Annotated in this window: 22 protein-coding genes; 10 read left to right on the top strand and 12 right to left on the bottom strand. The window is 70.6% G+C overall.

Translation table 11 applies throughout. From position 1 onward, the window contains the following. Nucleotides 1-37 precede the first annotated feature (37 nt). The gene (locus AOQ37_RS18230) at nucleotides 38-607 is read left to right on the top strand and encodes a GNAT family N-acetyltransferase (RefSeq protein ID WP_062645622.1); all 570 of its coding nucleotides are present in this window, start codon (nucleotides 38-40) and stop codon (nucleotides 605-607) included. A gap of 19 nt (nucleotides 608-626) precedes the next feature. Here the strand turns inward: AOQ37_RS18230 and AOQ37_RS18225 are convergent, their stop codons facing one another. From AOQ37_RS18225 to AOQ37_RS41825, 8 genes are all read right to left on the bottom strand, one after another. Then, a complete protein-coding gene (locus AOQ37_RS18225; protein ID WP_062645567.1) occupies nucleotides 627-2,237 on the bottom strand; it encodes a hypothetical protein in 1,611 nt (536 codons plus the stop codon). Nucleotides 2,238-2,256: 19 nt separating this feature from the next. Beyond that, nucleotides 2,257-3,687, bottom strand: a complete 1,431-nt coding sequence (locus tag AOQ37_RS18220) for an ATP-binding protein (RefSeq protein WP_062645566.1) — start codon at nucleotides 3,685-3,687, stop codon at nucleotides 2,257-2,259. Between the two features lie 14 nt (nucleotides 3,688-3,701). Continuing rightward, nucleotides 3,702-5,243 carry an SCO6880 family protein gene (locus AOQ37_RS18215; RefSeq protein ID WP_062645620.1) on the bottom strand — a complete coding sequence of 514 codons (1,542 nt, stop codon included), beginning with the start codon at nucleotides 5,241-5,243 and terminating at the stop codon, nucleotides 3,702-3,704. Nucleotides 5,244-5,266: 23 nt separating this feature from the next. Then, on the bottom strand, nucleotides 5,267-6,601 hold the full coding sequence (locus AOQ37_RS18210; protein ID WP_062645565.1) for a hypothetical protein: 1,335 nt from the start codon (nucleotides 6,599-6,601) through the stop codon (nucleotides 5,267-5,269). Beyond that, nucleotides 6,591-7,442 (bottom strand): hypothetical protein, encoded by an 852-nt coding sequence (locus AOQ37_RS18205; protein WP_199825040.1) that lies wholly within the window; start codon nucleotides 7,440-7,442, stop codon nucleotides 6,591-6,593. Before AOQ37_RS18205 ends, AOQ37_RS18210 begins: the two co-directional genes overlap by 11 nt. 201 nt (nucleotides 7,443-7,643) lie before the next feature. Then, nucleotides 7,644-7,952 (bottom strand): DUF8827 family protein, encoded by a 309-nt coding sequence (locus tag AOQ37_RS18200; RefSeq protein ID WP_003991275.1) that lies wholly within the window; start codon nucleotides 7,950-7,952, stop codon nucleotides 7,644-7,646. A 340-nt stretch (nucleotides 7,953-8,292) separates the two neighbouring features. Further along, nucleotides 8,293-9,549, bottom strand: coding sequence for a SpoIIE family protein phosphatase (locus AOQ37_RS18195; protein WP_062645564.1), 1,257 nt, complete (start codon nucleotides 9,547-9,549; stop codon nucleotides 8,293-8,295). After that, nucleotides 9,546-9,680 carry a hypothetical protein gene (locus AOQ37_RS41825; RefSeq protein WP_267888015.1) on the bottom strand — a complete coding sequence of 45 codons (135 nt, stop codon included), beginning with the start codon at nucleotides 9,678-9,680 and terminating at the stop codon, nucleotides 9,546-9,548. The genes AOQ37_RS18195 and AOQ37_RS41825 overlap by 4 nt, the downstream gene beginning before the upstream one ends. Nucleotides 9,681-9,904: 224 nt before the next feature. On the opposite strand from AOQ37_RS41825, the gene AOQ37_RS18190 reads away from it, so the two are divergent. After that, on the top strand, nucleotides 9,905-11,128 hold the full coding sequence (locus AOQ37_RS18190) for a phospholipase D-like domain-containing protein (RefSeq protein ID WP_062645563.1): 1,224 nt from the start codon (nucleotides 9,905-9,907) through the stop codon (nucleotides 11,126-11,128). Between the two features lie 136 nt (nucleotides 11,129-11,264). Next, nucleotides 11,265-11,435, top strand: a complete 171-nt coding sequence (locus tag AOQ37_RS18185) for a hypothetical protein (protein ID WP_057600913.1) — start codon at nucleotides 11,265-11,267, stop codon at nucleotides 11,433-11,435. A 65-nt stretch (nucleotides 11,436-11,500) separates the two neighbouring features. Here AOQ37_RS18185 and AOQ37_RS18180 read toward each other — a convergent pair whose 3' ends face one another. Further along, nucleotides 11,501-11,755: a hypothetical protein gene (locus AOQ37_RS18180; protein ID WP_062645562.1), complete on the bottom strand. Its 255-nt coding sequence runs from the start codon at nucleotides 11,753-11,755 to the stop codon at nucleotides 11,501-11,503. 122 nt (nucleotides 11,756-11,877) lie between these two features. Between AOQ37_RS18180 and AOQ37_RS18175 the strand changes: the two genes are divergently transcribed. From AOQ37_RS18175 to AOQ37_RS18165, 3 genes are all read left to right on the top strand, one after another. Then, nucleotides 11,878-12,624 carry a trypsin-like peptidase domain-containing protein gene (locus AOQ37_RS18175; protein ID WP_107085225.1) on the top strand — a complete coding sequence of 249 codons (747 nt, stop codon included), beginning with the start codon at nucleotides 11,878-11,880 and terminating at the stop codon, nucleotides 12,622-12,624. A gap of 290 nt (nucleotides 12,625-12,914) precedes the next feature. Further along, nucleotides 12,915-13,922 carry a C40 family peptidase gene (locus tag AOQ37_RS18170; protein ID WP_062645619.1) on the top strand — a complete coding sequence of 336 codons (1,008 nt, stop codon included), beginning with the start codon at nucleotides 12,915-12,917 and terminating at the stop codon, nucleotides 13,920-13,922. Between the two features lie 168 nt (nucleotides 13,923-14,090). Further along, complete coding sequence (locus AOQ37_RS18165; RefSeq protein ID WP_062645560.1) at nucleotides 14,091-14,801, top strand: phosphatase PAP2 family protein; 711 nt, start codon at nucleotides 14,091-14,093, stop codon at nucleotides 14,799-14,801. A 103-nt stretch (nucleotides 14,802-14,904) separates the two neighbouring features. Here the strand turns inward: AOQ37_RS18165 and AOQ37_RS18160 are convergent, their stop codons facing one another. Beyond that, the gene (locus AOQ37_RS18160; protein WP_062645559.1) at nucleotides 14,905-16,464 is read right to left on the bottom strand and encodes an FAD-binding oxidoreductase; all 1,560 of its coding nucleotides are present in this window, start codon (nucleotides 16,462-16,464) and stop codon (nucleotides 14,905-14,907) included. 111 nt (nucleotides 16,465-16,575) lie between these two features. Further along, the gene (locus AOQ37_RS40465; protein ID WP_159401348.1) at nucleotides 16,576-16,746 is read right to left on the bottom strand and encodes a hypothetical protein; all 171 of its coding nucleotides are present in this window, start codon (nucleotides 16,744-16,746) and stop codon (nucleotides 16,576-16,578) included. Nucleotides 16,747-16,888: 142 nt separating this feature from the next. Here AOQ37_RS40465 and AOQ37_RS18155 point away from each other — a divergent pair, with 142 nt between their 5' ends. Together AOQ37_RS18155 and AOQ37_RS18150 are read left to right on the top strand one after the other, a co-directional pair. Next, nucleotides 16,889-17,725, top strand: coding sequence for an SCO4651 family lipoprotein (locus AOQ37_RS18155; RefSeq protein ID WP_062645558.1), 837 nt, complete (start codon nucleotides 16,889-16,891; stop codon nucleotides 17,723-17,725). Nucleotides 17,726-17,867: 142 nt separating this feature from the next. Further along, entirely contained in the window at nucleotides 17,868-18,056 is a 189-nt protein-coding gene (locus AOQ37_RS18150; RefSeq protein WP_062645557.1) for a hypothetical protein, read from the top strand. Here AOQ37_RS18150 and AOQ37_RS18145 read toward each other — a convergent pair whose 3' ends face one another. Continuing rightward, complete coding sequence (locus tag AOQ37_RS18145; RefSeq protein ID WP_062645556.1) at nucleotides 18,057-18,407, bottom strand: metal-sensitive transcriptional regulator; 351 nt, start codon at nucleotides 18,405-18,407, stop codon at nucleotides 18,057-18,059. It abuts the gene before it with no gap. 231 nt (nucleotides 18,408-18,638) lie between these two features. Here AOQ37_RS18145 and AOQ37_RS18140 point away from each other — a divergent pair, with 231 nt between their 5' ends. Continuing rightward, a complete protein-coding gene (locus AOQ37_RS18140) occupies nucleotides 18,639-19,259 on the top strand; it encodes a DUF47 domain-containing protein (protein ID WP_057579445.1) in 621 nt (206 codons plus the stop codon). Between the two features lie 7 nt (nucleotides 19,260-19,266). Next, complete coding sequence (locus AOQ37_RS18135; protein WP_062645555.1) at nucleotides 19,267-20,265, top strand: inorganic phosphate transporter; 999 nt, start codon at nucleotides 19,267-19,269, stop codon at nucleotides 20,263-20,265. Nucleotides 20,266-20,534 lie beyond the last annotated feature (269 nt).

The raw sequence follows: 20,534 nt of genomic DNA, 5'->3' as shown, positions 1-20,534 counted from the left end.
TTTCCAGGTGCTTTCCGGTGGCACTACGGTGATCCACATGAACTACGTGATCCGGTCCGTCCGTGCCGAGGAATGGCCCGCGGCGAGGTCCCTGCGGCTGGTGGCGTTGCGTGATCCGGTCGCGCACCTGGCCTTCCTGGAGACGTACGAGGAAGCCGCCGGCAAGCCCGACTCCTTCTGGAAGGAACGCACGGAGCGGGCCTCGGAGGGAGCGGAAGGGGCGCAGCAGATCATCGCCGAGGGTCCGGACGGCGAGTGGGTCGGGACGCTGACCGTGCTGTGGGAGGAGGCCGGCACGACCGACTGGGCCGGGCTGCCCGTGGAGCGGCGGCAGGGGCATGTGGTCGGGGTGTTCGTGCGGCCCGAGTTCCGGGGCATCGGGCTGACCGAGGTGCTGTTCGACGCCGGCCTGGAGTGGGCGTGGACACGTGGTGCGGAGCGGGTGCGGTTGATCGTGCACGAGGACAACGGCCGGGCGCAGGCCTTCTACCGTCGGGCGGGGTTCGTGCCGAGCGGGGTGGTCGTGCCGCTGGCGGGGGATCCGGACGCACGGGAACTGGAGTTCGTGGTCGAACCCGGTCAGGGCGAGGTCTCGGAGAGGGGTTAGTTCCCGAGCGGGGCGGCGGTCACACCGGCAGTTCGGCGTGGGGCCAGCGGCTGCGGGCCTGTTCGCGGGAGCGGAGCAGGGCCAGGGTGGGCAGACCCCGGTCGGTACCGGTGGCCAGCAGGTCCGGGAGCTGGGGGATCGGGGCCACGGCCGCGACGTCGTCGAGGACCAGGGACATTGGTGGGTCGAGGCGACCGGAGGATGACCGTTCGGCCATGCGCCGGCCGCGCTCGACCACGCTGGAGACGAGGGCGGTCAGGAGCGGCATCGCGCCAGGGCCGGTCCTGGGGTCCTCGATTGATTCACCGAGCACATAAAGAGTTCCCCCTTCGTCCACGAAGGAATCCAAGGCGAGGGCGTCAGTTCGGTTGGGAGTGCACGCCTCGCGGATGTTCACCGTGGAAAGGGCGGAGAGGGCACGCGACGTCAGCTCCTGGGCGATGTCCCGGCGTTCGGGATGGGCGGTGAGGGCGGCCTCGAGTTCGCCCGCCGCGCCCGGGGCGGCCTTGGGGTTGGTCCGGAGGGTGCGGACGGCATCCTGGATGCCGGTGCCCTGTGACCAGCGGTGGACGTGGCGGACGGTGCGGCCGTCGATCGCCGCGGCGTGCAGATAGCTGCGCAGCAGGGTCTCGGCGGTGTCGCTGACCGCCTGGTCGAGGCGTGAGGTGGGGCGCACGGGGGCGAGGAGCGCCGCCGCGCGCGAGGCCGCGGTCTGTTTGTCCTCGCAGCCGGTGGTGGGGGACCAGTGGAGGCGGGCCGGGGTGTCGCAGAGGTGACCGGGGTCGTAGAGGTGGACCGGGCCCAGCTTGGCGCGGGCGTCCTTGGTCTCCTGCCAGAGGGCGGGGTTGGAGGTGAGGATGAGGGCGGGGCCCTCGGCGTCCCGGATCGCCTGGATCGCGGTCGCGAGGCGGGATTCCGGTGGGGCGTAGTGTGCGGCGCCCTCGAAGCGGGGGGCTTCCCAGCCGGCCGCGCGTTCACCGGGGGCAGCCGGGAACAGGGTGGCGGCAGCGGGTGCCGAGGGCTGCGGCTGTGGATGGGGCTGCGGTGACCGGGGGGACGGTGAGAGGGAGGTGTGGGGTGTGGCCGGTGCCGGCTGGAGGGACTGCGTCGGCTGGAGGGGCGGTGTCGGGGCCGACGGCTCGGCGTCCGTCCTGGGGCCGGTCTCGACCCGTTGGGTCGGCACCTCGTGGTGCGTCGGCGGCGTCACGGTCGCCGGCTGGACGGGCGCCGGTGCCGATGCCAGGTCCGCGCGCTTCCTGGCGCGTACGGCCCGCCACCGGGCGAGTGTCCCCATCACGAACACCGTGAGGACGAGCAGGATCATCACCTGGCCGATGAACAGGCCCCAGAACAGCCCGTAGCCGGAGAAGTCCGCCGCTTCCGCCTCCGGCCAGGCGCCGGGGATGTCGTGGGGCCGGCCGATGAGGTGCCGCATGGCCAGCGGGGTGCGGGTGAAGGTGACGCCCGCGGGCCAGGAGCCGTGGGCGAAGAGGGCCGCCAGTCCGGTGGCCGTCCAGACCAGCAGCGTCATGCCGAGCAGGAAGGCGAGTACGCCGACCAGCAGGCCGTCGGGGATGCCTCCCTGGCCGTGGCCGGAACCGTCGCGGCGCTGCTCGTCTCCCGGTCGCATGACGACCCCCTCTCCCGCGCTAGGCCACCGTCGACTCGGAGGAGCCGTCCAGGTCGGCCAGGTGCTGTTCCATGAAGGCCGCCGCCCGCCGTTCCTGTTCCAGTTCGGCGGCGAGCAGGGCGTCGTCGTCGGACATGGTGCGGTCGGTGGAGGATTCCGTCATCGCCCGGTCGGTGAAGACGAGTGGCCGTTCCGTCTCGGTGATCAGGTGTTTGACCACCTGCACATTGCCGTTGACGTCCCAGACGGCGATGCCCGGGGTGAGGGTGGGGATGATCTCCACCGCCCACCGCGGCAAGCCGATGACCCGGCCCGTCGCTCGCGCCTCGTCCGCTTTCTGTGCGTAGATCGTCCGGGTCGACGCCATCTTCAGGATGGCCGCCGCCTCCTTCGCGGCCGCTCCGTCCACGACGTCGGACAGATGGTGGACGACCGCGACGAAGGACAGGCCGAGGCGTCGGCCGAACTTCAGCAGACGCTGGAACAGCTGGGCCACGAACGGGCTGTTGATGATGTGCCAGGCCTCCTCGACCAGGAAGATGCGCTTCTTCCGGTCGGGGCGGATCCAGGTGTGTTCCAGCCAGACCCCGACGATCGCCATCAGGATCGGCATGGCGATCGAGTTGCGGTCGATGTGGGACAGATCGAACACGATCAGCGGGGCGTCCAGGTCGATGCCGACCGTCGTGGGGCCGTCGAACATGCCCCGGAGGTCACCGTCGACCAGGCGGTCCAGGACCAGTGCCACATCCAGGCCCCAGGCCCGTACATCGTCTATGGCGACGTTCATCGCCTCCGCCGACTCCGGTTCGGGGTGGCGCAACTGCTCGACGATGTCGGTCAGGACCGGCTGGCGCTCCACGATCGTCTCGTTGACATAGGCGTGGGCCACCTTGAGCGCGAAGCCGGAGCGCTCGTCCAGGCCGTGGCCCATCGCCACCTCGATGATGGTGCGCAGCAGCGCCAGCTGGCCGGTCGTGGTGATCGACGGGTCCAGCGGGTTGAGGCGGATGCCGTGGTCGAGGGCGGCCGCCGGGTCCAGTCGGATAGGAGTTATTCCCAGCGCCTGCGCGATGAGGTTCCATTCGCCGACGCCGTCCTCGCCCTGGGCGTCCAGGACGACGACCTGACGGTCGCGGAAGCGCAGCTGGCGCAGGACGTACGTCTTCTCCAGCGCCGACTTGCCGTTTCCGGACTCGCCGAGGACCAGCCAGTGCGGGGCGGGGAGCTGCTGGCCGTACAGCTGGAAGGGGTCGTAGATGTAGCCCTTCCCGGAGTAGACCTCGCGGCCGATGATGACGCCGGAGTCGCCGAGGCCGGGGGCGGCCGTGGGCAGGTAGACCGCCTGGGCCTGGCCCGTGGAGGTGCGTACCGGCAGCCGGGTCGTCTCGACCTTGCCGAAGAGGAAGGACGTGAAGGCGTCCGTGAGGACGGACAGCGGATCCCGCATCAGCTCATCAGCCCCTACCGTCGGATTCCGGTGGCGAACGGGAGCGTGTTCACGAACGCCCGGTGGTGCTCTCGGTCGCACCATTCGAGCTTGAGGTACGACTTGCCGGCCGACGCCCTTATCGTGCGCTTGTCGCGGGCGAGGGCCTCGGGATTGCGGGAGGAGACGGTGATGTAGCCGACCAGGTTGACGCCGGCGGCGCCGGACGCCAGGTCCTCGCCGCGCTGGTCCAGCCGGGAGTGGGCGGCGACGTCGCGCGGGTCGACGGTGCGGTTCATCTTGGCGGCGCGGCTCGCCTCGGCGTCGTCGTTCGTCTTCTCCGTCAGCATGCGTTCGATGGCGACCTCGGTGGGTTCGAGGTCCATGGTCACGGCGACGGTGCGGATGACGTCCGGGGTGTGGACGAGGAGCGGTGCCAGGAAGTTGACGCCCACCGGGGTCATCGGCCACTCCTTCACCCAGGCCGTGGCATGGCACCAGGGGGCCCGGGTCGACGACTCACGCGTCTTGGCCTGGAGGAACGTGGGCTCCATGGCGTCCAGCTCGGCCGGCCAGGCGTTGCGCTTGGTCATCGCCTGGATGTGGTCGATGGGGTGGTCCGGGTCGTACATGGAGTGCACGAGGGAGGACAGCCGGCCCTGGCCCAGGGGCTGGCGGACGCGGATGTCCGCCTCCTGGAGGCGGGAGCAGATGTCCGTCAGCTCACGGGCCATGACCACCGCCAGACCCGCGTCGCGGTCCAGTTTGCGGCCCGACCGGGGGCGGGCGGCGCGTGCCATCGCGTGGGCCTCGGCGGCCAGTTCGCGGGTGTAGTGCATACAGGCGACGAGGTAGGCGCGGTGCTGCTCGCTGCTCGTGGACACCATGGACTGGAGCTGGTCGTAGGAGCGGGCCAGCCAGTCGGGGGCCTTCTCGTCCCCGCGGACGGCGACGTCCTTGGCGTGGGCGTCGGGGTCCGCGGGGAGGGTGCGGGCGAGCATCTGGAGCCGGGTGACGAAGCCGTCGCCGTTCGCCACGTGCTTGAGGAGGGTGCCGAAGCGGTCGACCAGGGCTTCCTGGTCCTCGCTGTCGCGCAGGCCGACGCCGGGGCCCTCGATCTCGATGGCGGCCGTCACCGTACGGCGGTCGGCGTGCAGGAGGACGGCGATCTCGTCGGGGCCGAAGGGGGCTGCCAGCCAGCTGATGCGGCCGATGCCCGGCGGCGGGCCGATCTCGATCTCCTGGCCGTCGAGCCGGGTGCCCGCCTCCATGACGGTCGACCGGTAGGCCGTGCCCTGGCGCAGGGTGCGCTTGTAGCTGCGGTTGATCTCGAACCACTTGTAGAACGTGCGGTGCTTGTACGGCACGTAGACGGCGGCCAGCGCGATCATCGGGAAGCCGCTCAGCAGCACGATCCGCAGGGCGAGGACGGGGACGAGGAGGCCGCACATCATGCCGAGGAACGCGCCGACGACGATGAGCGCGATCTCGCCGGTCTCGCGGTTGCGGCCGACGATCGCGTTCGGCCGGGCGCGGCCGATCAGATATGTCCGGCGGGGCGTGACCGCGTGGGACATCTGGGCCACGTGGGAATCAGTCGTCAACGCCCTTCACCTCCCGTGCGGTTGCTGTTGCGGGTGTTGCTCGCGTGCGGGGTGTTGACCGGGCTGCTCGCGCGGGGAGCGGGTGCGGCGGAGGGAACAGATCCGCCGCCTCCGTTCGGGGTGCGCGAACTGTGCGCGGCGACTCCGCCGGAGGCGGGGTTGGAGGGGCGGGCGCCGGAGGAACCGGACTGGCCGCCGCCGTTGTTGTCCGCACGGGTGCTGTGCGTCTTGATGCCCTGGGCGACGAGGGTCGCCGGGGAGCTGATGACGGCCGCCGCCTTGCCCTCGGCGCCCTGCATGATGCGGTTGTTGCGGGAGCCCGCGATCTCGTCGCCGAAGCCGGGGACGAAGCGGTAGATCATCGCGCTGGCGAAGATGGCGAGCAGGATGATGGAGAGGCCGGAGACGACGGCGGAGAAGGCGTTCGGGCCGTCGGCGGAGGACAGCGCGCCGGCGAGGCCGAGCACGATCACGATGACCGGTTTGACCAGGATGACGGCGATCATGATGCCGGCCCAGCGGCGGACGTGACTCCACAGGTTCTTGTCGACGAGGCCCGCGTAGACGACGGTGCCGAGCAGGGCGCCCACGTAGAGCAGGGCGGCCCGGATGACGAGCTCCAGCCAGAGCACGCCTGCCGCGAGGATCGACACCAGGGAGACCACGATCAGCATGATCGGGCCGCCGCCGATGTCCTCGCCCTTGGAGAGGGCCGCGGAGAAGGTGCCGAAGAACGTGTCGGTCTGGTTGCCGGTGGTCTTCGCGAGGACGTCGGTGATGCCGTCCGTGGCGGATACGACGGTGTAGAGGATGAGCGGGGTGAAGGCGGAGGCCAGGACGGTCAGCCAGAGGAAGCCGACGGCTTCGCCGATGGCGGTGGTGAGGGGGACTCCGCGCACCGCCCTCTTGGCGACGGCCAGCAGCCACAGCAGGAGGGTCAGGACGGTGGAGGCGGCGAAGACGACGGCGTACTGCTTGAGGAACCGCTCGTTGGTGAAGTCGACGTTCGCGGTGTCCTTGACGGCCTCGCTGAGCTTGTCGACGGTCCAGGACGCGGCGTCGGCACAGCCCTTGGCCAGGGAGGAGAGGGGGTCGAGGGTGTCGGAGACGCCGGGGTTCGTGGTGGAGGAAGGGTTCTCGCCCTTCTCGCAGTAGTCCCTGGCGGGGCCCCGGATGAGTTCGCTGCACGCGCTGTTGCTCGGGGACGTGGAGGGGGACGGAGACGGGCTGGGCGTCGGCGCGGCGAAGGCGCGGGTGGCCGTCAGTACCGCGGCCGTCTGAGCGGCGGCCAGGGCGGCCGTCACCTTGAGGAAGGGGTGCTTAGCGCGCATACGTGAACCCTCCGTACTCCTCGACGGCCTTCGTCATGTCGTCGGCGGTGGAGGCCTGCTGATCGCGCCCGACCGGGACGGGCCCGTCCTTCTGCTGGAAATCGGTGATCTTCCAGTCGCCGTTGACCCAGTCGAGCTGGTAGGTGGTGGTGAACCAGCTCTCGGTCACCGGATTGGTCGAGGCTTCGCCCGAGAGACCGAAGAGCGACGTGTACCAGAGCTCGACCGTCGCCTTGCTGCCTGTGGCGGCCGTGACCTTGGTGCCTACGGGAATGACACGGGAGACGAAGGCCTGACCGTCCGGCGCGGAGCCGTCCTTGTCGAGGCCGATGTTGCTCAGGAACGTCTCGCTCGCGTAGACGGTGTCCAGGGCCGACTGCTTGTTCGCCGCGACGTCCGGCGCGTACACCGTGTTCACGATCTCGTGTCGCAGGTCCGTGTTGAACATGGCCGCCGAGCCCAGCGCGATGCCGTAGTTGGCGGCAGCGCTCTGCGCACCCTGCGCGTCGTGCGCGTAACCCGTGGGAATCGTGCCGCTCTTCGACTCCACCGGCTTCGTGCCCGTGGCCGCCGTGCTGTTCGTGTTCGGTTTGTCGCCGGTCGCGCCGTTCGCCGATGTCGAGGGGGAGTCGTCGCCTCCGCGGTTCGCGAACGCGATCGCCGCGATGAGGAGGACGACGACGCCGACCACCGTGACCAGGCTCCGCGAGGACGACCGGCCGCCTCTGCGGGCCCCGCCGTAGGGGTCGTTCTCGGGCAGGCGGAGGCGGGTCCGGCCGTACCCGTGACCCTCGTCGGAGCGCGCCGATTCGCCGTAGTCGTGTTCGTCGCCGGGAGTCATGCCGCGTGGGCCCCCTCGCTGCCGTACCGGGACGTGTACAAGTACGACGGTAGCCGTGCTGGTTCCCGCGCGGGCGCGGTGTGGTGACTCGACATCAGGGACATCAGGGAAACGCAACCTCAGCCGGTGGGCACGACAGATGGGTGGGGGTGGCGGGCCGGGCGTGCCCGGACGGGACTGGGGGTGGGGCGCAGGCCGCGGCTACACGGCCATGCCGTACACGATGGTGAACAGCGTCCCGAGGGAGCCGATGATGAAGACCCCTGTCAGCCCGGCGATGATGAGGCCCTTGCCCTGTTCCGCGCTGAAGGTGTCCCGCAGGGCGGTCGCGCCGATGCGCTGCTTGGCCGCGCCCCAGATGGCGATGCCGAGGCAGAGGAGGATGGCGACCGCCATCACGACCTCGATCATCACCTTGGCCTCGTTGCCCAGGCTGCCGAAGGGCCCCCAGTCCGGAGCGATCCCACCGATGATGGTGTTGATGTCGCCTTTGTCGGCCGCGAACAGCATGTAAGTCACCGCCCCTGATGGGTAGTTCCGCAGTTCCTCTGCGGGTGCAGAGGTCACGCCTCATTCTCGCCGACAAAGTCGCCGTCGTATGTCGACTTGGCGTCTTTGACGGACGGGAGTCGTACGAATAGCTCGTATGGTCACTCTGTGTATCACGGCAGGTCACGCCGGGCAATGAGGCCGGAGCGGAACCTGTGGTGTGGTTCCGTCGTTAGCCCACTTCACGGCCCCGCACCGTTTCTGACGGCTGGTCGGGTGAGCGTACGTTTCGATGTTCTCATGACGTTGCGCACACCGGGCATGCCGAACGGGCCACGGCCGGACGCCGGGCCGGCGGGCCTCAGGCGCGGGGCACGCTGATGGCGAGGACGGCCGTGTCGTCGTCGACGCCGGCGCCGAAGGTGTCGAGCAGTTCACGGATCGCGGCGACGGCACCGGTCGCCGTGGTGGGGGCGAGCGCGCGGGCGAAACCGAGCAACGCCTCGTCCCCGTACCGGTCGTCGTCGCTGTTCGCGGCGGTGTGGGCCTCGGTGAGGCCGTCGGTGTGGAGCAACAGCGTGTCGCCCGCCTCGAGATGGACGGTGGTGGTGGCGATATGGGCGTCGGGCAGGACGCCGATGAGCTGTCCGCCGGGGGTGTCCAGATGGTCGGCGCTCCCGTCCGCCCGCAGGAGCAGGGCCGGGGGGTGGCCGCCGCCGGCCAGGGTGACGCGGAAGCCGCCGTGCTCGGCGTCGGGGGTGAGCAGCCCGAAGATGACGGTGCAGAACCGTGGGTCCTCGCCGTTGTACTCGTGGTTGAGGACGGTGTTGAGGTTGCGCAGGACGGCGGCCGGGTCGGGGTCGTAGACCGCGGCGGCGCGCAGGGTGTAGCGGGCCAGGGAGGTCACGGCCGCGGCCGCCGCGCCCTTGCCGCACACATCGCCCAGGAACAGTCCCCAGGTCCCCGCGGCCAGCGGGAAGAGGTCGTAGAAGTCGCCGCCGACCATGTCGGGGGAGGCGATGTGGTAGTGCGCTGCCACGTCCAGTCCGGGCACGCTCACCAGCGCCGGAGGCAGCAGGGTCTGCTGGAGGGTGGTGTTGAGGCGCTTGAGTTCCTCGCGTTCGCTCTCCGCCTGTTGCCGGGCGCGCAGCAGTTCGGTCTCGTAGGCGCGCCGGTCGCGGGCGTCGAAGACGGTGGTGCGGATCAGCAGGGGTCGCCCGTCGCTGCCGGACTTGACGGTGGAGGTGACCAGCACGGGCAGCCGGTCGCCGTCGGCCGTCCTGAGCTCCAGGGCGATCCCGCTGATCTCGCCCTGCATACGCAGCAGCGGGCCGAAGTGGGTCTCGTGGTAGAGACGGCCCCCGACGGTGAGCAGGTCGGCGAACGTTCTGCGGCCCACGAGGTCGTCGCGGGAGTGGCCGAGCCATTCCAGGAGGGTCGTGTTGACCTTCGCGATCGTGCCGTCCAGCAGGGTGGAGAGGAAGCCGCACGGCGCGTGTTCGTACAGGTCCTCGGCGCTGTCCTCCAGCGGCGGGGAGACGGCAGCCCGCCCGTCGGCGGGCTGCTCCGCGGGTGGTGGGGGTGCGCCGCCCGCGTCGTCGCCGATCCCGCCCGTCATCGTGCGGCGGTGACGCGGTGGGTGGCCGCGGCAGCCGCCTCCCCCGGTGCGGCGGCCCGGCGGCGGTGGACGGTCGCGGCGCGGCCGACCGGCCGGCCCTGGCTGCCCGCGGCCGTACGACGTGCAGTCATACGTCACATTCTCGCAGAGCGTCCCCGTCCGGGTCGGGTATCGGCGGACGCGCCGTGCCCGCGCCAGGCGTACGGAACACCGCCGAGGGTAGAGGGGGTGGTCGGGCGGGGTGTCGCTTCCACCGGGCGGGTCGTGGTGCGGGCGTACGGACCGCTCGCCGTGCCCCGTGCCGGACCGGGCAGCGCGGCGCCCTTGTCCTCGGAGAGTGCCGGCAGGTGACGTCATGACGAGTACGCAGGACCGGACCGAGCCGACCGCCCCCGCTGCCGACGCTCCGGCACCGGAGTGGGCGCAGGAGCGCGTCGCGCGGATACGCCGGCGGCTGGAGCGGCTGATCGGCATCGCGGCGACCGAGGGCAACGCGCTCACCGCCCTGCGCAACGGCGACGAGATCTTTCCGGCGATGCTGGAGGCCATCCGGTCGGCCGGGCACACCGTGGACATGATGACGTTCGTGTACTGGCGGGGGGACATCGCCCGCGAGTTCGCGCGGGCGCTGGCCGACCGGGCCGAGGCGGGTGTGCGGGTGCGGCTGCTGCTGGACGGGTTCGGCAGCCGGCTGATCGAGAAGGAACTGCTGGAGGAGATGGAGCGGGCCGGGGTGCAGGTGGCCTGGTTCCGCAGACCCCTGACCCTGTCGCCGTTCAAGCAGAACCACCGCTGCCACCGCAAGGTCCTCGTCGTGGACGAGCGGACGGCCTTCACCGGCGGCGTCGGCATCGCCGAGGAGTGGTGCGGCGACGCCCGCAACGAACGCGAATGGCGCGACACCCATGTCGAGGTGCGCGGGCCCGCCGTGGACGGCATCGCCGCCGCCTTCGCGCAGAACTGGGCCGAATGCCACGACGAGCTCTTCGACGACAGCGACCGGTTCGTCCCGCACCACCCGCAGGGTGACGCGGTGGTGCAGGTGGTACGCGGATCGGCCAGCTTCGGCTGGCAGGACATGCAGACCCTGATCCGGGTGATGCTGGAGTCGGCCGAGGAGCGCTTCCGGCTGGCCACCGCCTACTTCTCACCGGACGTCTTCTTCATCGAACTCCTGTGCGCCACCGCGCGGCGGGGGGTGGAGGTGGAGATCCTGCTGCCCGGTCCCTACACCGACAAGCGGGTCTGCCAGCTGGCCGGCCAGCACCACTACGAGGCCCTCACCGCCTGCGGCGTGAAGATCTACCACTACCAGCCGACGATGATGCACGCCAAGGTCATCACCGTCGACGGCGTCGCCGCGCTGGTGGGCTCCACCAACTTCAACCGCCGGTCCCTCGACCACGACGAGGAGATCATGCTCGCCGTGCTGGACCAGGAGTTCACGGCCACCCTCGACGAGCACTTCGACGACGACCTGAAGGCCGCCACGCTGATCCGTGAGGGGCGCTGGAAGCGGCGGTCCGTCCTTCAGCGGGCCCGGGAGGCCGCCGTGCTGCCCGTCCGCCGCTTTCTGTGACGCCGGTACCGAGGTGGTCGGTGCTCCGTATTTTCGCGTCGACCCGTATTCCCGGGTATCCCGCACCTATGCATTCAAGATTTGAGGGCGTGAAGGGGATTTCGCGGGGCACATGATTGATCGGAGGTTGATAATCATGGTTCCCCTGCTTCTTGTTCTGCTTCTCGCTCTCATCCTTTTCGGTGCCGGTTTCGCACTCAAGGCCCTGTGGTGGATCGCCGTCATCGTGCTGGCGGTCTGGCTGGTGGGCTTCGTGGTCCGGCCCGCCGGGCACGGCGGGCGGAAGGGCCGCTGGTACCGGTGGTAGAAGAGACACCGATACGAAGGGCCCCGTCGGCCATTGCCGACGGGGCCCTTCGGCATGCCGCCGCGCTATTCGTTCAGGTCGCTTTCCAGAACGCCTTCGACGAAATGGTCGAATTCGCCTGCCTGGACGCCCAGCACAAACGCGTCCCACTTTCTTCTGTTCGTCGTGACGACGTTCTCCGGATTGTCCGTCACACGGAGGTGGACGGGAGCCTCACCGTCGTCTCCCTCGCCGAAGGCGACCTCGATCCAGGGGCCCGGCCCGGTCGCGTCCGGCGCGGCGGCGCGGGTCCAGATGAGGTCACGGGGGATGTCAGCCACCCGCCCACCGTATCCCCGGGCCCGGCCCCGCTGGAAAGGTGCGGTGAGCGGAGTGCGGGTAGCGTCGTGGGGGAAGCATGCGTCTGACGTTTCTCTCACCTTCGTGGGACACAGTGAACCCGATGAAGCGAAACGCCCTGCTCGGTGCGGTCGTGCTGCTGGCCGTCACCTCCGCCTCCGAGGCGGCCGCCGACGGTGGGCCCGGGCCCCTGGGCGTGACGGCCGTCGCGGCGGTCACGGCGCAGTCCGAGCGGGTGGGCGCGCTGTTCGGCGCCGCCGACGCGGACGCGGGCAGGCTCGCCGGTGAGCACTTCTGCACCGCCTCCGTGGTGCACAGTCCGCACCGCGACCTCGTCGTCACCGCCGCGCACTGCCTGGGCGGGACGGGCGACCTGGTCTTCGCCCCCGGCTACCGGGACGGCGAGGCCCCCCACGGGCTCTGGCGGGTCCGGCGGGTCTTCCTGCCCGACGGCTGGGCGCGGGGGCAGGACGAGGACAGCGACGTGGCGTTCGCCGTCCTCGAGGAGCGGGGCGGCGAGGGCGTCGAGGACGTGGTCGGCGGCAACCGGTTCGCGACCCGTACGGCCACCGGGGCGACCGCCGTGACCGTCACCGGCTACCCCGACTCCCTCGAGGTGCCGGTCCGCTGCACGAACCGGCCCACCGCCCACAACGCCACCCAGCAGCGCATCGACTGCCCCGACCTCACCGGCGGCACCAGCGGCAGCCCCTGGGTGAACGGCGACGGGGCGGTGGTCGGCGTCCTCGGCGGGCACGAACAGGGCGGGGCGACGGCCGACATCTCGTACAGCGTGGTCCTTGGGGCGGAGGCGGCCGCGCTCTACCGGGAAGCGGCCGCCGACCGCTGAGGGCCGCCCCGCGAGACCCGGCGCGCGACCCGCGGGGGCGGCACGGGGGGCGGCGGGGGCGGCACGGGGGGCGCGCGCGGAAGCCGGCGCCGGACACGACGCTCCGTCCTGACCGGATGAGGTGCCCCTTCGGCGCGTAACCCCCTTGCGGAAAAGGCGAGTCGGGGCAGGCCGTGCGCCGCGCCCGGCCCGGGGCCGCCACGTGCGGTTTCTCCTTGTTCGTGATCACCCCGTGGCGCCGGAGCCGCCTCTACACTGTCGGGGGCGGACTCCCGGGCGGCGAGGGGCGGTTGACGGTGCGTAAGGCGTGGATCGTGGCGACCGCTGCCGTCAGTGCCGGTGCCGCCTTCATGATGGCGCTCGTCGTCGGGGTGTACCTCGTCGGCGGGAGCGCCACGACCGGTGTCGGCGGTGCGGGCAGAGCACTGGCCAAGGGCGCCGTGCCCGCCGCCTACCAGACGCTCGTGGCGAAGTGGGGCAACCTGTGCTCCGCCATCAGTCCCGCGCTGCTCGCCGCCCAGCTCTACCAGGAGAGCGGGTTCAACCCCAGGGCGCAGAGCGCCGCCGCCGCGCAGGGGATAGCGCAGTTCATCCCGGGCACCTGGGCCACGCACGGCATCGACGGTGACGGCGACGGCGACCGCGACGTCTGGGACCCGAATGACGCGATTCCGTCGGCCGCGTCGTACGACTGCCAGCTCGCCTCGTACGTGAAGGACGTCCCCGGGGACGCCACGCACAACATGCTCGCCTCCTACAACGCGGGGGCCTACGCGGTCATCAAGTACGGGGGCGTGCCGCCGTACAAGGAGACCCAGAACTATGTGAAGACGATCACGACCCTGGCCGAGTCCTTCGCCGCGCCGGTCAGCCGGGTGGATCCGTCCGAGCAGGCCGCGGGCGCCATCTACTACGCCCAGAAGAAGCTCGGCACGCCCTATCTCTGGGGCGGCAACGGCACGGCCGACCAGGGAGGACGGTTCGACTGCTCCGGGCTGTCCAAGGCCGCCTACGCGAGTGTCGGGATCACGCTGCCGCGCGTCGCCAACGACCAGTACAACGCGGGACCGCATCCGCGGCGCAGCGAACTGCTGCCGGGTGACCTGGTGTTCTTCTCCACCGATCCGAACAACTCGCGGGCCATCCACCACGTCGGGATCTACGTGGGCGGCGGGTACATGATCAACGCGCCCTACACGGGGGCGGTCATCCGGTTCGACCCCATCGACACGGCCGAGTACTTCGGGGCCACGCGGGTCACCGAAGATGGCGCGAAAGCGCTCCCGACGACCGTCTGAAGGATGCCCGCACCCGGCCCCTGAGCTGCGGGGATCTATCTCTCTTCGATAACGTCTGAGTGATCATTCAGTGGAGAGTGGAACGTATCAAGCGGGGCCGTGCGTTCCTGTTGGAGCGGGCGCATGTGAGGTGTGCCGGGCAGAACACGACGAAGGGGCCGCAGCACCATGGCTGGACTCGCCGAATCCGGGTCGAACCCCGACGTCGACCTCCTCTATGACATCAACGGGCTCGCCAAGGACGCTCCGCACTGGCTCGACCGTGCCGTCGAGTTCGTCGGCGAGTACGGGCTGCTGCTCGCCATGGTGCTGCTCATCGTGTGGTGCTGGTGGGGGGTGCGGCGGCGGCCCGGCGGGGTCGAGGAGGCCGCCTCCTCCGTCGCCGCCCTGATCTGGGCGCCGCTCGCCGCCGGCGTTGCCGTGCTGGTCAACGTGCCCATACGGGGTTTCGTGGAGCGGCCCCGGCCCTTCCTCGACCACCAGGGCCTCGAGGTGCTCGTCTCCGGCAAGACCGACTACTCCTTCGTGAGCGACCACGCCACCCTCACGATGGCCATGGCCGTCGGGCTGTTCGTGGCCCACCGCAGGTTCGGGCTCGTCGGGATAGGGATCGCCCTGCTCGAGGGGTTCTGCCGGATCTACATGGGCGTGCACTACCCGACCGACGTCGTCGGCGGGTTCGCGCTCGGGACCGCGGTGGCCCTGCTGCTGTCGCCCGTCGCCTCCATGCTGCTCACCCCCGTGCTGAAGGCCGTCGACCGGTCGCCCCGGGCCGGATGGATCGTGCGCGGCCGGGCCGCCCGGGACGGACAGCGCGACGGGTTCATCCCCGGCGCGCGGACCGAGGTCGCCGCGGAGGAGCGGGACCTCGCGGCGTAGGACAGTGCGTCGGCGGTCCCGGGCGGTGAGGGAGTGGTCGGGGGCTGTTCCGGAGTGGTCAGGGGTGGTACCGGGCGGTCCGTCGGAGGCCTTTGGCGGTGCTTCAGAGCGCCTGGGGGTAGCTGAAGAAGCCGTTCGGGTCGTACTGCTTCTTCAGCTGGGTCAGGCGCGGAAGGGCGTCGCCGTAGTACGCCTTGCGCCAGTCGGCGAGAGTCGGGTCCGCGTAGTTCTGGTAGGCCGCGCCCGAGGCGTACGGGGCCATCGCCTTGTGGGCCGTGTTCAGCCAGGCCTGGGAGGCGGTCCCCGCCGTGCCGGCCCGCCACGCGCCGATGTACTGCGCCAGCATGCGCGAACGGCGGTGGACGAACGCCGTGGCCGTGGGTGAGACCCGGTTCACCGCGCCGCCCAGCGCGGTGAGGGCGATGCTGCCTGAGCCGCCCTGGACCGACTTCATCTGCTTCAGGAGGGTCTGGATGCCGGCCGCGGAGAGCGAGGCGTCGAAGAAGTCCGAACGGGCCGCGTAGGTCTCCCGGCCCAGCGCGCCCTGCGGGGAGCGGCCCGGCGTCGACCCCGGCAGATGGCACTGGGCGTCGGAGGAGAACGACGAGCAGCCGGCGTAGATCTCCATCGCCGCCTCGTACGTACGACGGCGCAGGGAGACGTTCGTCGCGGGGGCGCCGACCCGGTCCGCGAGGCGGTCGACCGCGTTCTGGAGCTGGCCGTAGGTGCCGATGCAGAAGGCGGCCACGGAGACGGTCGGGGTGCCGCCGGTCGCGTTCGCCAGGTGCAGGGAGGACCAGATCTCGTCGGGCTGCGACGGGCCCCACTCCTGCCAGGCCTTCACCACCGCCGCCGCCTTCGACCAGGGCCAGGTGAGGTAGCCGGTCACCGCCTGGGGCGCCGGACGGGTCTTGAACTCCAGTTCCGTGACGACGCCGAAGTTGCCGTTGCCGGCTCCGCGCAGGGCCCAGAACAGGTCCTTGTTCGTCGTCGCGTCGGCGGTGAGCTGCTTGCCGTCCGCGGTGATGACCGTGGCCCGGGTGAGGCTGTCGCAGGTGAGGCCGTAGGCGCGGGAGACGACGCCGTGGCCGCCGCCCAGCACCAGTCCGGAGACGCCGACCGTCGGGCAGGAGCCCGCCGGGATCGTCACGCCCTTCGCGGCGAGCGCCCGGTAGACGTCGATCAGCTTCGAGCCGGCGCCGACCACGGCCGAAGTGCCGCTCGCCCGGACCCGGTTCAGCTTGGAGACGTCGACGATCAGCCGGCCGTCGCCCGAGGACCAGCCGCCGTAGGAGTGGCCGCCGTTGCGGATCGCTGCCTTGATCTTGTGGGCGCGGGCGTACGCCAGAACCGTGCGGATGTCGTCGGCGTGGGCGACGTACGCCACCGCCGCCGGCTTGAGGTTGTCGAAGCGGGTGTTGTAGAGCTGGCGGGCCGCGGCCCAGGAGGCCTCGCCGGGGCGGACCAGGGTGCCGTCCAGGCCGCGGGCGAGCGCGGCCCAGTCGGCGGGGGCGGCGACGCTGGTCGTGGTCAGCGGGGTGGTGCTGCCGGCCGCGCCGGCCGAGGCGGGAGCGCCCGCGGCGCCGCCGTCCGCCTTGCACGCGGTGGCCGTTGCCGCGACGGCGGCTGCCGTGCCGCCCGCGATGAACGTACGCCGTTCCATGTAGTTGCGCCTTCCCTCGGCCGCCTGTCGGCTTCTTGCGGCTTCACGGAGCGAGACGGGGTCGTGGGACCACGGGTTCCGGCCGGGTCCTGTGGTGACGGAACGGTGACGTCACCCGCTCGTGTGCAGCTCTCCGTCCGCTCTGGCCATGCTTCTCGCCCTGCGGGCCGGGCCGCGCCAGCCGCAGGTGCAGCGGGCGAGGCAGAACCTGCCCTGTTCGACGGTCGTGGTGCGGTGCTCCCCGTCGATGCGGGGATGGGTCGATCCGTCCTGCTGCGTCACACAGACAACGTTACCCAGGATCGGCAGTAAACCCGTATGGCGGTCGCAGGCGTTCGCACCGGCGTGACGGCGGCACCCACCCGTCGTTATCCGCAACGACAGGAAGCCCGTGACGGACGTACCGGTTGGGGGTGCACAGGCCATGGCGGAGCATCGGCGAGGGCTGCTGGGTGCGATGGTCCTTTCGGGGCTCGTGGCGGGGGTCTGTGCGGGGGCCGCCGGGTGTTCCGCCGGCGGGGCCGCCGCGGAGGACGGCCGGGCGGCCGACCCCGTCGAGACGTTGCACCGGGCCGCCGACACCCTCGTCGCGGCGGGCACGTCGAAGACCCGTACGTCGATGGAGATGGCCACCGGCGGGACCCGGGTCACCATCCGGGGCCAGGGGGTGTACGACTACCGCAGGCAGCGCGGTGAGCTGAAGGTGCTGCTGCCGCAGGATCCGGCCGGGACCAGTGAGCACCGTCCCATCACCGAACTCCTCGCGCCCGGCGCCCTGTTCATGAAGAACCGGGGTGCCGGGGTGCCGGACGACAAGTGGGTGCGGGTGGAGACGGCGGCCCTGTCCGACGGGAACCTCGTGACCGGCGGCGCCACCGATCCGTTCGCCGCCGCCGAGGTCCTGCGGGGGACGCGTACGGCGACGTACGTGGGGAGGACCGAGGTGGCCGGGACGGCGGTGCGGCACTACCGCGGGACCGCCGATCTGACGGTGGCCGCCGACGAGGCGTCCGCGGGTGGACGGGACGCGCTGCGGGCGGCGGCGAAAGGGTTCGCCACGGCGCGGGTGCCGTTCGACGCCTACCTCGACGACGAGGGGCGCATCCGGAAGGTCCGGCACCGGTTCAGCTTTGTGAACGGGCAGCAGAAGGGGGCCGTCGCGGTGGCCTCCACGACCCTGCTGTACGACTTCGGGGCGCCCGTCGAGGTGCGGCTGCCGGCCGCCGAGGACATCTACGCGGGGCGGATCGCGGAGGACTGACCGAGCCCGCGCCGGGCGGACCGGTCGGACGTACCGAGCGTTTTCGGCCACAGGATGGACACAAGGACTAGCCCGTCCGTGCCATGCGCGCGGTGTGCAGCGCTCCCTACTCTAGGAAGTCGGTGACGGCAGGGACGAGGTGATGCGCGTGGCTCCGGGCGGCGGTACGGCAGTTCAGGACCACGAGGCGCTCGCCGAGATCGAACTGTGCGGGGAGCTGATCATCGCGGCCTCGGCGGCGGGGGAGGACCGGCTCAGTCTCGAGAGCATCGACCAGGTGCTGCGGGTGGCGGAGGAACGGGCCGGGGGCGACCTCGGAGCGAGGCGCTGATCAGGTACGCAGCAGGCGGCCGATGGCCTTGGTCGCCTCTTCCACCTTCGCGTCGATCTCGTCGCCGCCCCTGAGCGCCGCGTCGGCGACGCAGTGGCGCAGGTGCTCCTCCAGGAGCTGGAGCGCGAACGACTGGAGGGCCTTGGTGGAGGCGGACACCTGGGTGAGTATGTCGATGCAGTAGGTGTCCTCGTCGACCATGCGCTGGAGGCCGCGGATCTGGCCCTCGATGCGGCGCAGGCGTTTGAGGTGCTCGTCCTTCTGCTTGTGGTAGCCGTGGACCGTCCCGGGCGCGTGGTCCGCTCCGGCGCCGGGTGCGGCGGTGGGCTCGCCGGCCTCTGTGGTCGTCATCGTGTCCTCCAGCGCTCCGGCTCCGCACCTATACCCCTACTGGGTATATCGTACCGAACTTCCGTGGGTATACGGCCCGAGCAGGGACTTTCGCCGGTCGTCGAGCCGTCGGTCGCCCCCCTCCCGGTCGCTCTGTCCGATGGGCGACACTGGTGGACGGCCCATTAGCCGTGGCCGGATGATGCGCCTAGCATCAGCCTGACCGAAACCGATGCATCCTGAGGACCCCACGTGCGCTTTCGTCTGACCCCCAGGGAGACGAGCTTCTACGACATGTTCGCCGCATCCGCGGACAACATCGTCACGGGCTCGAAACTCCTGATGGAACTGCTCGGGGCGGACCCCGCCGGCCGGGCCGAGATCGCAGAGCGTATGCGGGCCGCGGAACACGCAGGTGACGACGCCACGCATGCGATCTTCCACCAGCTGAACTCCTCGTTCATCACGCCGTTCGACCGCGAGGACATCTACAACCTGGCGTCCTCCCTCGACGACATCATGGACTTCATGGAGGAGGCCGTCGACCTGGTCGTCCTCTACAACGTCGAGGAACTGCCCAAGGGCGTCGAGCAGCAGATCGAGGTGCTGGCGCGGGCGGCCGAGCTGACGGCCGAGGCCATGCCGAACCTGCGGACCATGGAGAACCTCACCGAGTACTGGATCGAGGTCAACCGGCTCGAGAACCAGGCCGACCAGATCCACCGCAAGCTGCTCGCGCATCTCTTCAACGGCAAGTACGAGGCCATCGAGGTGCTCAAGCTGAAGCAGATCGTGGATGTGCTGGAGGAGGCCGCCGACGCCTTCGAGCACGTGGCCAACACGGTGGAGACCATCGCGGTCAAGGAGTCCTGAGCACTTAATGGACACCTTTGCTCTGATCGTGACCATCGGCGTCGCGCTCGGATTCACTTACACGAACGGTTTTCACGACTCCGCCAACGCCATCGCCACGTCGGTCTCCACCCGGGCGCTGACGCCTCGGGCGGCGCTGGCCATGGCGGCGGTGATGAACCTCGCCGGCGCGTTCCTCGGGAGCGGTGTCGCGCACACCGTCAGCAAGGGGCTGATCGAGACGCCCGAGGGGTCGAAGGGGATGGGGATCCTCTTCGCCGCGCTGATCGGCGCGATCGTCTGGAACCTCGTCACCTGGTACTTCGGGCTGCCTTCGTCGTCCTCGCACGCGTTGTTCGGCGGGATGGTGGGTGCGGCGCTGGCCGGAGGGACGGACGTCATCTGGTCCGGCGTCCTCGACAAGGTCGTCATTCCGATGTTCGTCTCGCCGGTGGTGGGGCTTGTCGCCGGTTACCTGGTGATGACGGCCATCCTGTGGATGTTCCGGCGGTCCAACCCGCACAAGGCGAAGCGGGGCTTCCGGATCGCTCAGACGGTTTCGGCCGCGGGGATGGCGCTGGGGCACGGTCTCCAGGACGCGCAGAAGACGATGGGCATCGTGGTGATGGCGCTCGTCATCGGCGACGTGCAGGGGGCCGACGATCCGATCCCGGTGTGGGTGAAGATCGCTTGCGCGGTGATGCTGTCGCTGGGGACGTACGCGGGTGGGTGGCGCATCATGCGGACGCTCGGGCGGAAGATCATCGAGCTTGATCCGCCGCAGGGGTTCGCCGCGGAGACGACCGGGGCGTCGATCATGTTCACCACGGCGTTCCTGTTCAAGGCGCCGATCTCCACGACGCATGTGATCACTTCGGCGATCATGGGTGTGGGGGCGACCAAGCGGATCAATGCCGTGCGGTGGGGTGTCGCCAAGAACATCGTGCTGGGGTGGTTCATCACGATGCCGGCGGCGGGGGTTGTTGCCGCGTGCGCGTTCTGGATCGTGAACGTGGCGTTCTTGTAGGGGGGTGTCCGCCCACCCGCCCGCCCGTTTCGGTGGGCAGAGGGCTCCCCGCCGCGGGGCTCCGCCCCGGACCCCAGCGGGGACTTCGTCCCCTGCACCCCTGTGGGGACTTCGTCCCCTTGCGCTCTGCGCCCGGGTGCTGGTCCGTCTCGGTGGGGAGAGGGTTCCCGTCACGGGGCTTCGCCCCGGACCCCGGGGGTGTCCGCCCACCCGCCCGCCCGCTTCGGTGGGCAGAGGGCTCCCCGCCGCGGGGCTTCGCCCCGGACCCC

The organism is Streptomyces maremycinicus (genome assembly GCF_001184025.1).
Taxonomy (GTDB): domain Bacteria; phylum Actinomycetota; class Actinomycetes; order Streptomycetales; family Streptomycetaceae; genus Streptomyces; species Streptomyces maremycinicus.
The sequence above is the reverse complement of the archived record's forward strand: the minus strand, read 5'-3'. Positions and strand labels throughout refer to the sequence as shown.

Coding starts and splice junctions, on each gene's coding strand:
- AOQ37_RS18230 (WP_062645622.1), top strand. CDS start 38: ATGAACTACGTGATCCGGTCCGTCCGTGCCGAGGAATGGCCCGCGGCG.
- AOQ37_RS18225 (WP_062645567.1), bottom strand. CDS start 2,237: ATGCGACCGGGAGACGAGCAGCGCCGCGACGGTTCCGGCCACGGCCAG.
- AOQ37_RS18220 (WP_062645566.1), bottom strand. CDS start 3,687: ATGCGGGATCCGCTGTCCGTCCTCACGGACGCCTTCACGTCCTTCCTC.
- AOQ37_RS18215 (WP_062645620.1), bottom strand. CDS start 5,243: ATGTCCCACGCGGTCACGCCCCGCCGGACATATCTGATCGGCCGCGCC.
- AOQ37_RS18210 (WP_062645565.1), bottom strand. CDS start 6,601: ATGCGCGCTAAGCACCCCTTCCTCAAGGTGACGGCCGCCCTGGCCGCC.
- AOQ37_RS18205 (WP_199825040.1), bottom strand. CDS start 7,442: ATGACTCCCGGCGACGAACACGACTACGGCGAATCGGCGCGCTCCGAC.
- AOQ37_RS18200 (WP_003991275.1), bottom strand. CDS start 7,952: ATGCTGTTCGCGGCCGACAAAGGCGACATCAACACCATCATCGGTGGG.
- AOQ37_RS18195 (WP_062645564.1), bottom strand. CDS start 9,549: ATGACGGGCGGGATCGGCGACGACGCGGGCGGCGCACCCCCACCACCC.
- AOQ37_RS41825 (WP_267888015.1), bottom strand. CDS start 9,680: ATGACTGCACGTCGTACGGCCGCGGGCAGCCAGGGCCGGCCGGTCGGC.
- AOQ37_RS18190 (WP_062645563.1), top strand. CDS start 9,905: ATGACGAGTACGCAGGACCGGACCGAGCCGACCGCCCCCGCTGCCGAC.
- AOQ37_RS18185 (WP_057600913.1), top strand. CDS start 11,265: ATGGTTCCCCTGCTTCTTGTTCTGCTTCTCGCTCTCATCCTTTTCGGT.
- AOQ37_RS18175 (WP_107085225.1), top strand. CDS start 11,878: ATGAAGCGAAACGCCCTGCTCGGTGCGGTCGTGCTGCTGGCCGTCACC.
- AOQ37_RS18165 (WP_062645560.1), top strand. CDS start 14,091: ATGGCTGGACTCGCCGAATCCGGGTCGAACCCCGACGTCGACCTCCTC.
- AOQ37_RS18160 (WP_062645559.1), bottom strand. CDS start 16,464: ATGGAACGGCGTACGTTCATCGCGGGCGGCACGGCAGCCGCCGTCGCG.
- AOQ37_RS18155 (WP_062645558.1), top strand. CDS start 16,889: ATGGCGGAGCATCGGCGAGGGCTGCTGGGTGCGATGGTCCTTTCGGGG.
- AOQ37_RS18150 (WP_062645557.1), top strand. CDS start 17,868: ATGCGCGTGGCTCCGGGCGGCGGTACGGCAGTTCAGGACCACGAGGCG.
- AOQ37_RS18145 (WP_062645556.1), bottom strand. CDS start 18,407: ATGACGACCACAGAGGCCGGCGAGCCCACCGCCGCACCCGGCGCCGGA.
- AOQ37_RS18135 (WP_062645555.1), top strand. CDS start 19,267: ATGGACACCTTTGCTCTGATCGTGACCATCGGCGTCGCGCTCGGATTC.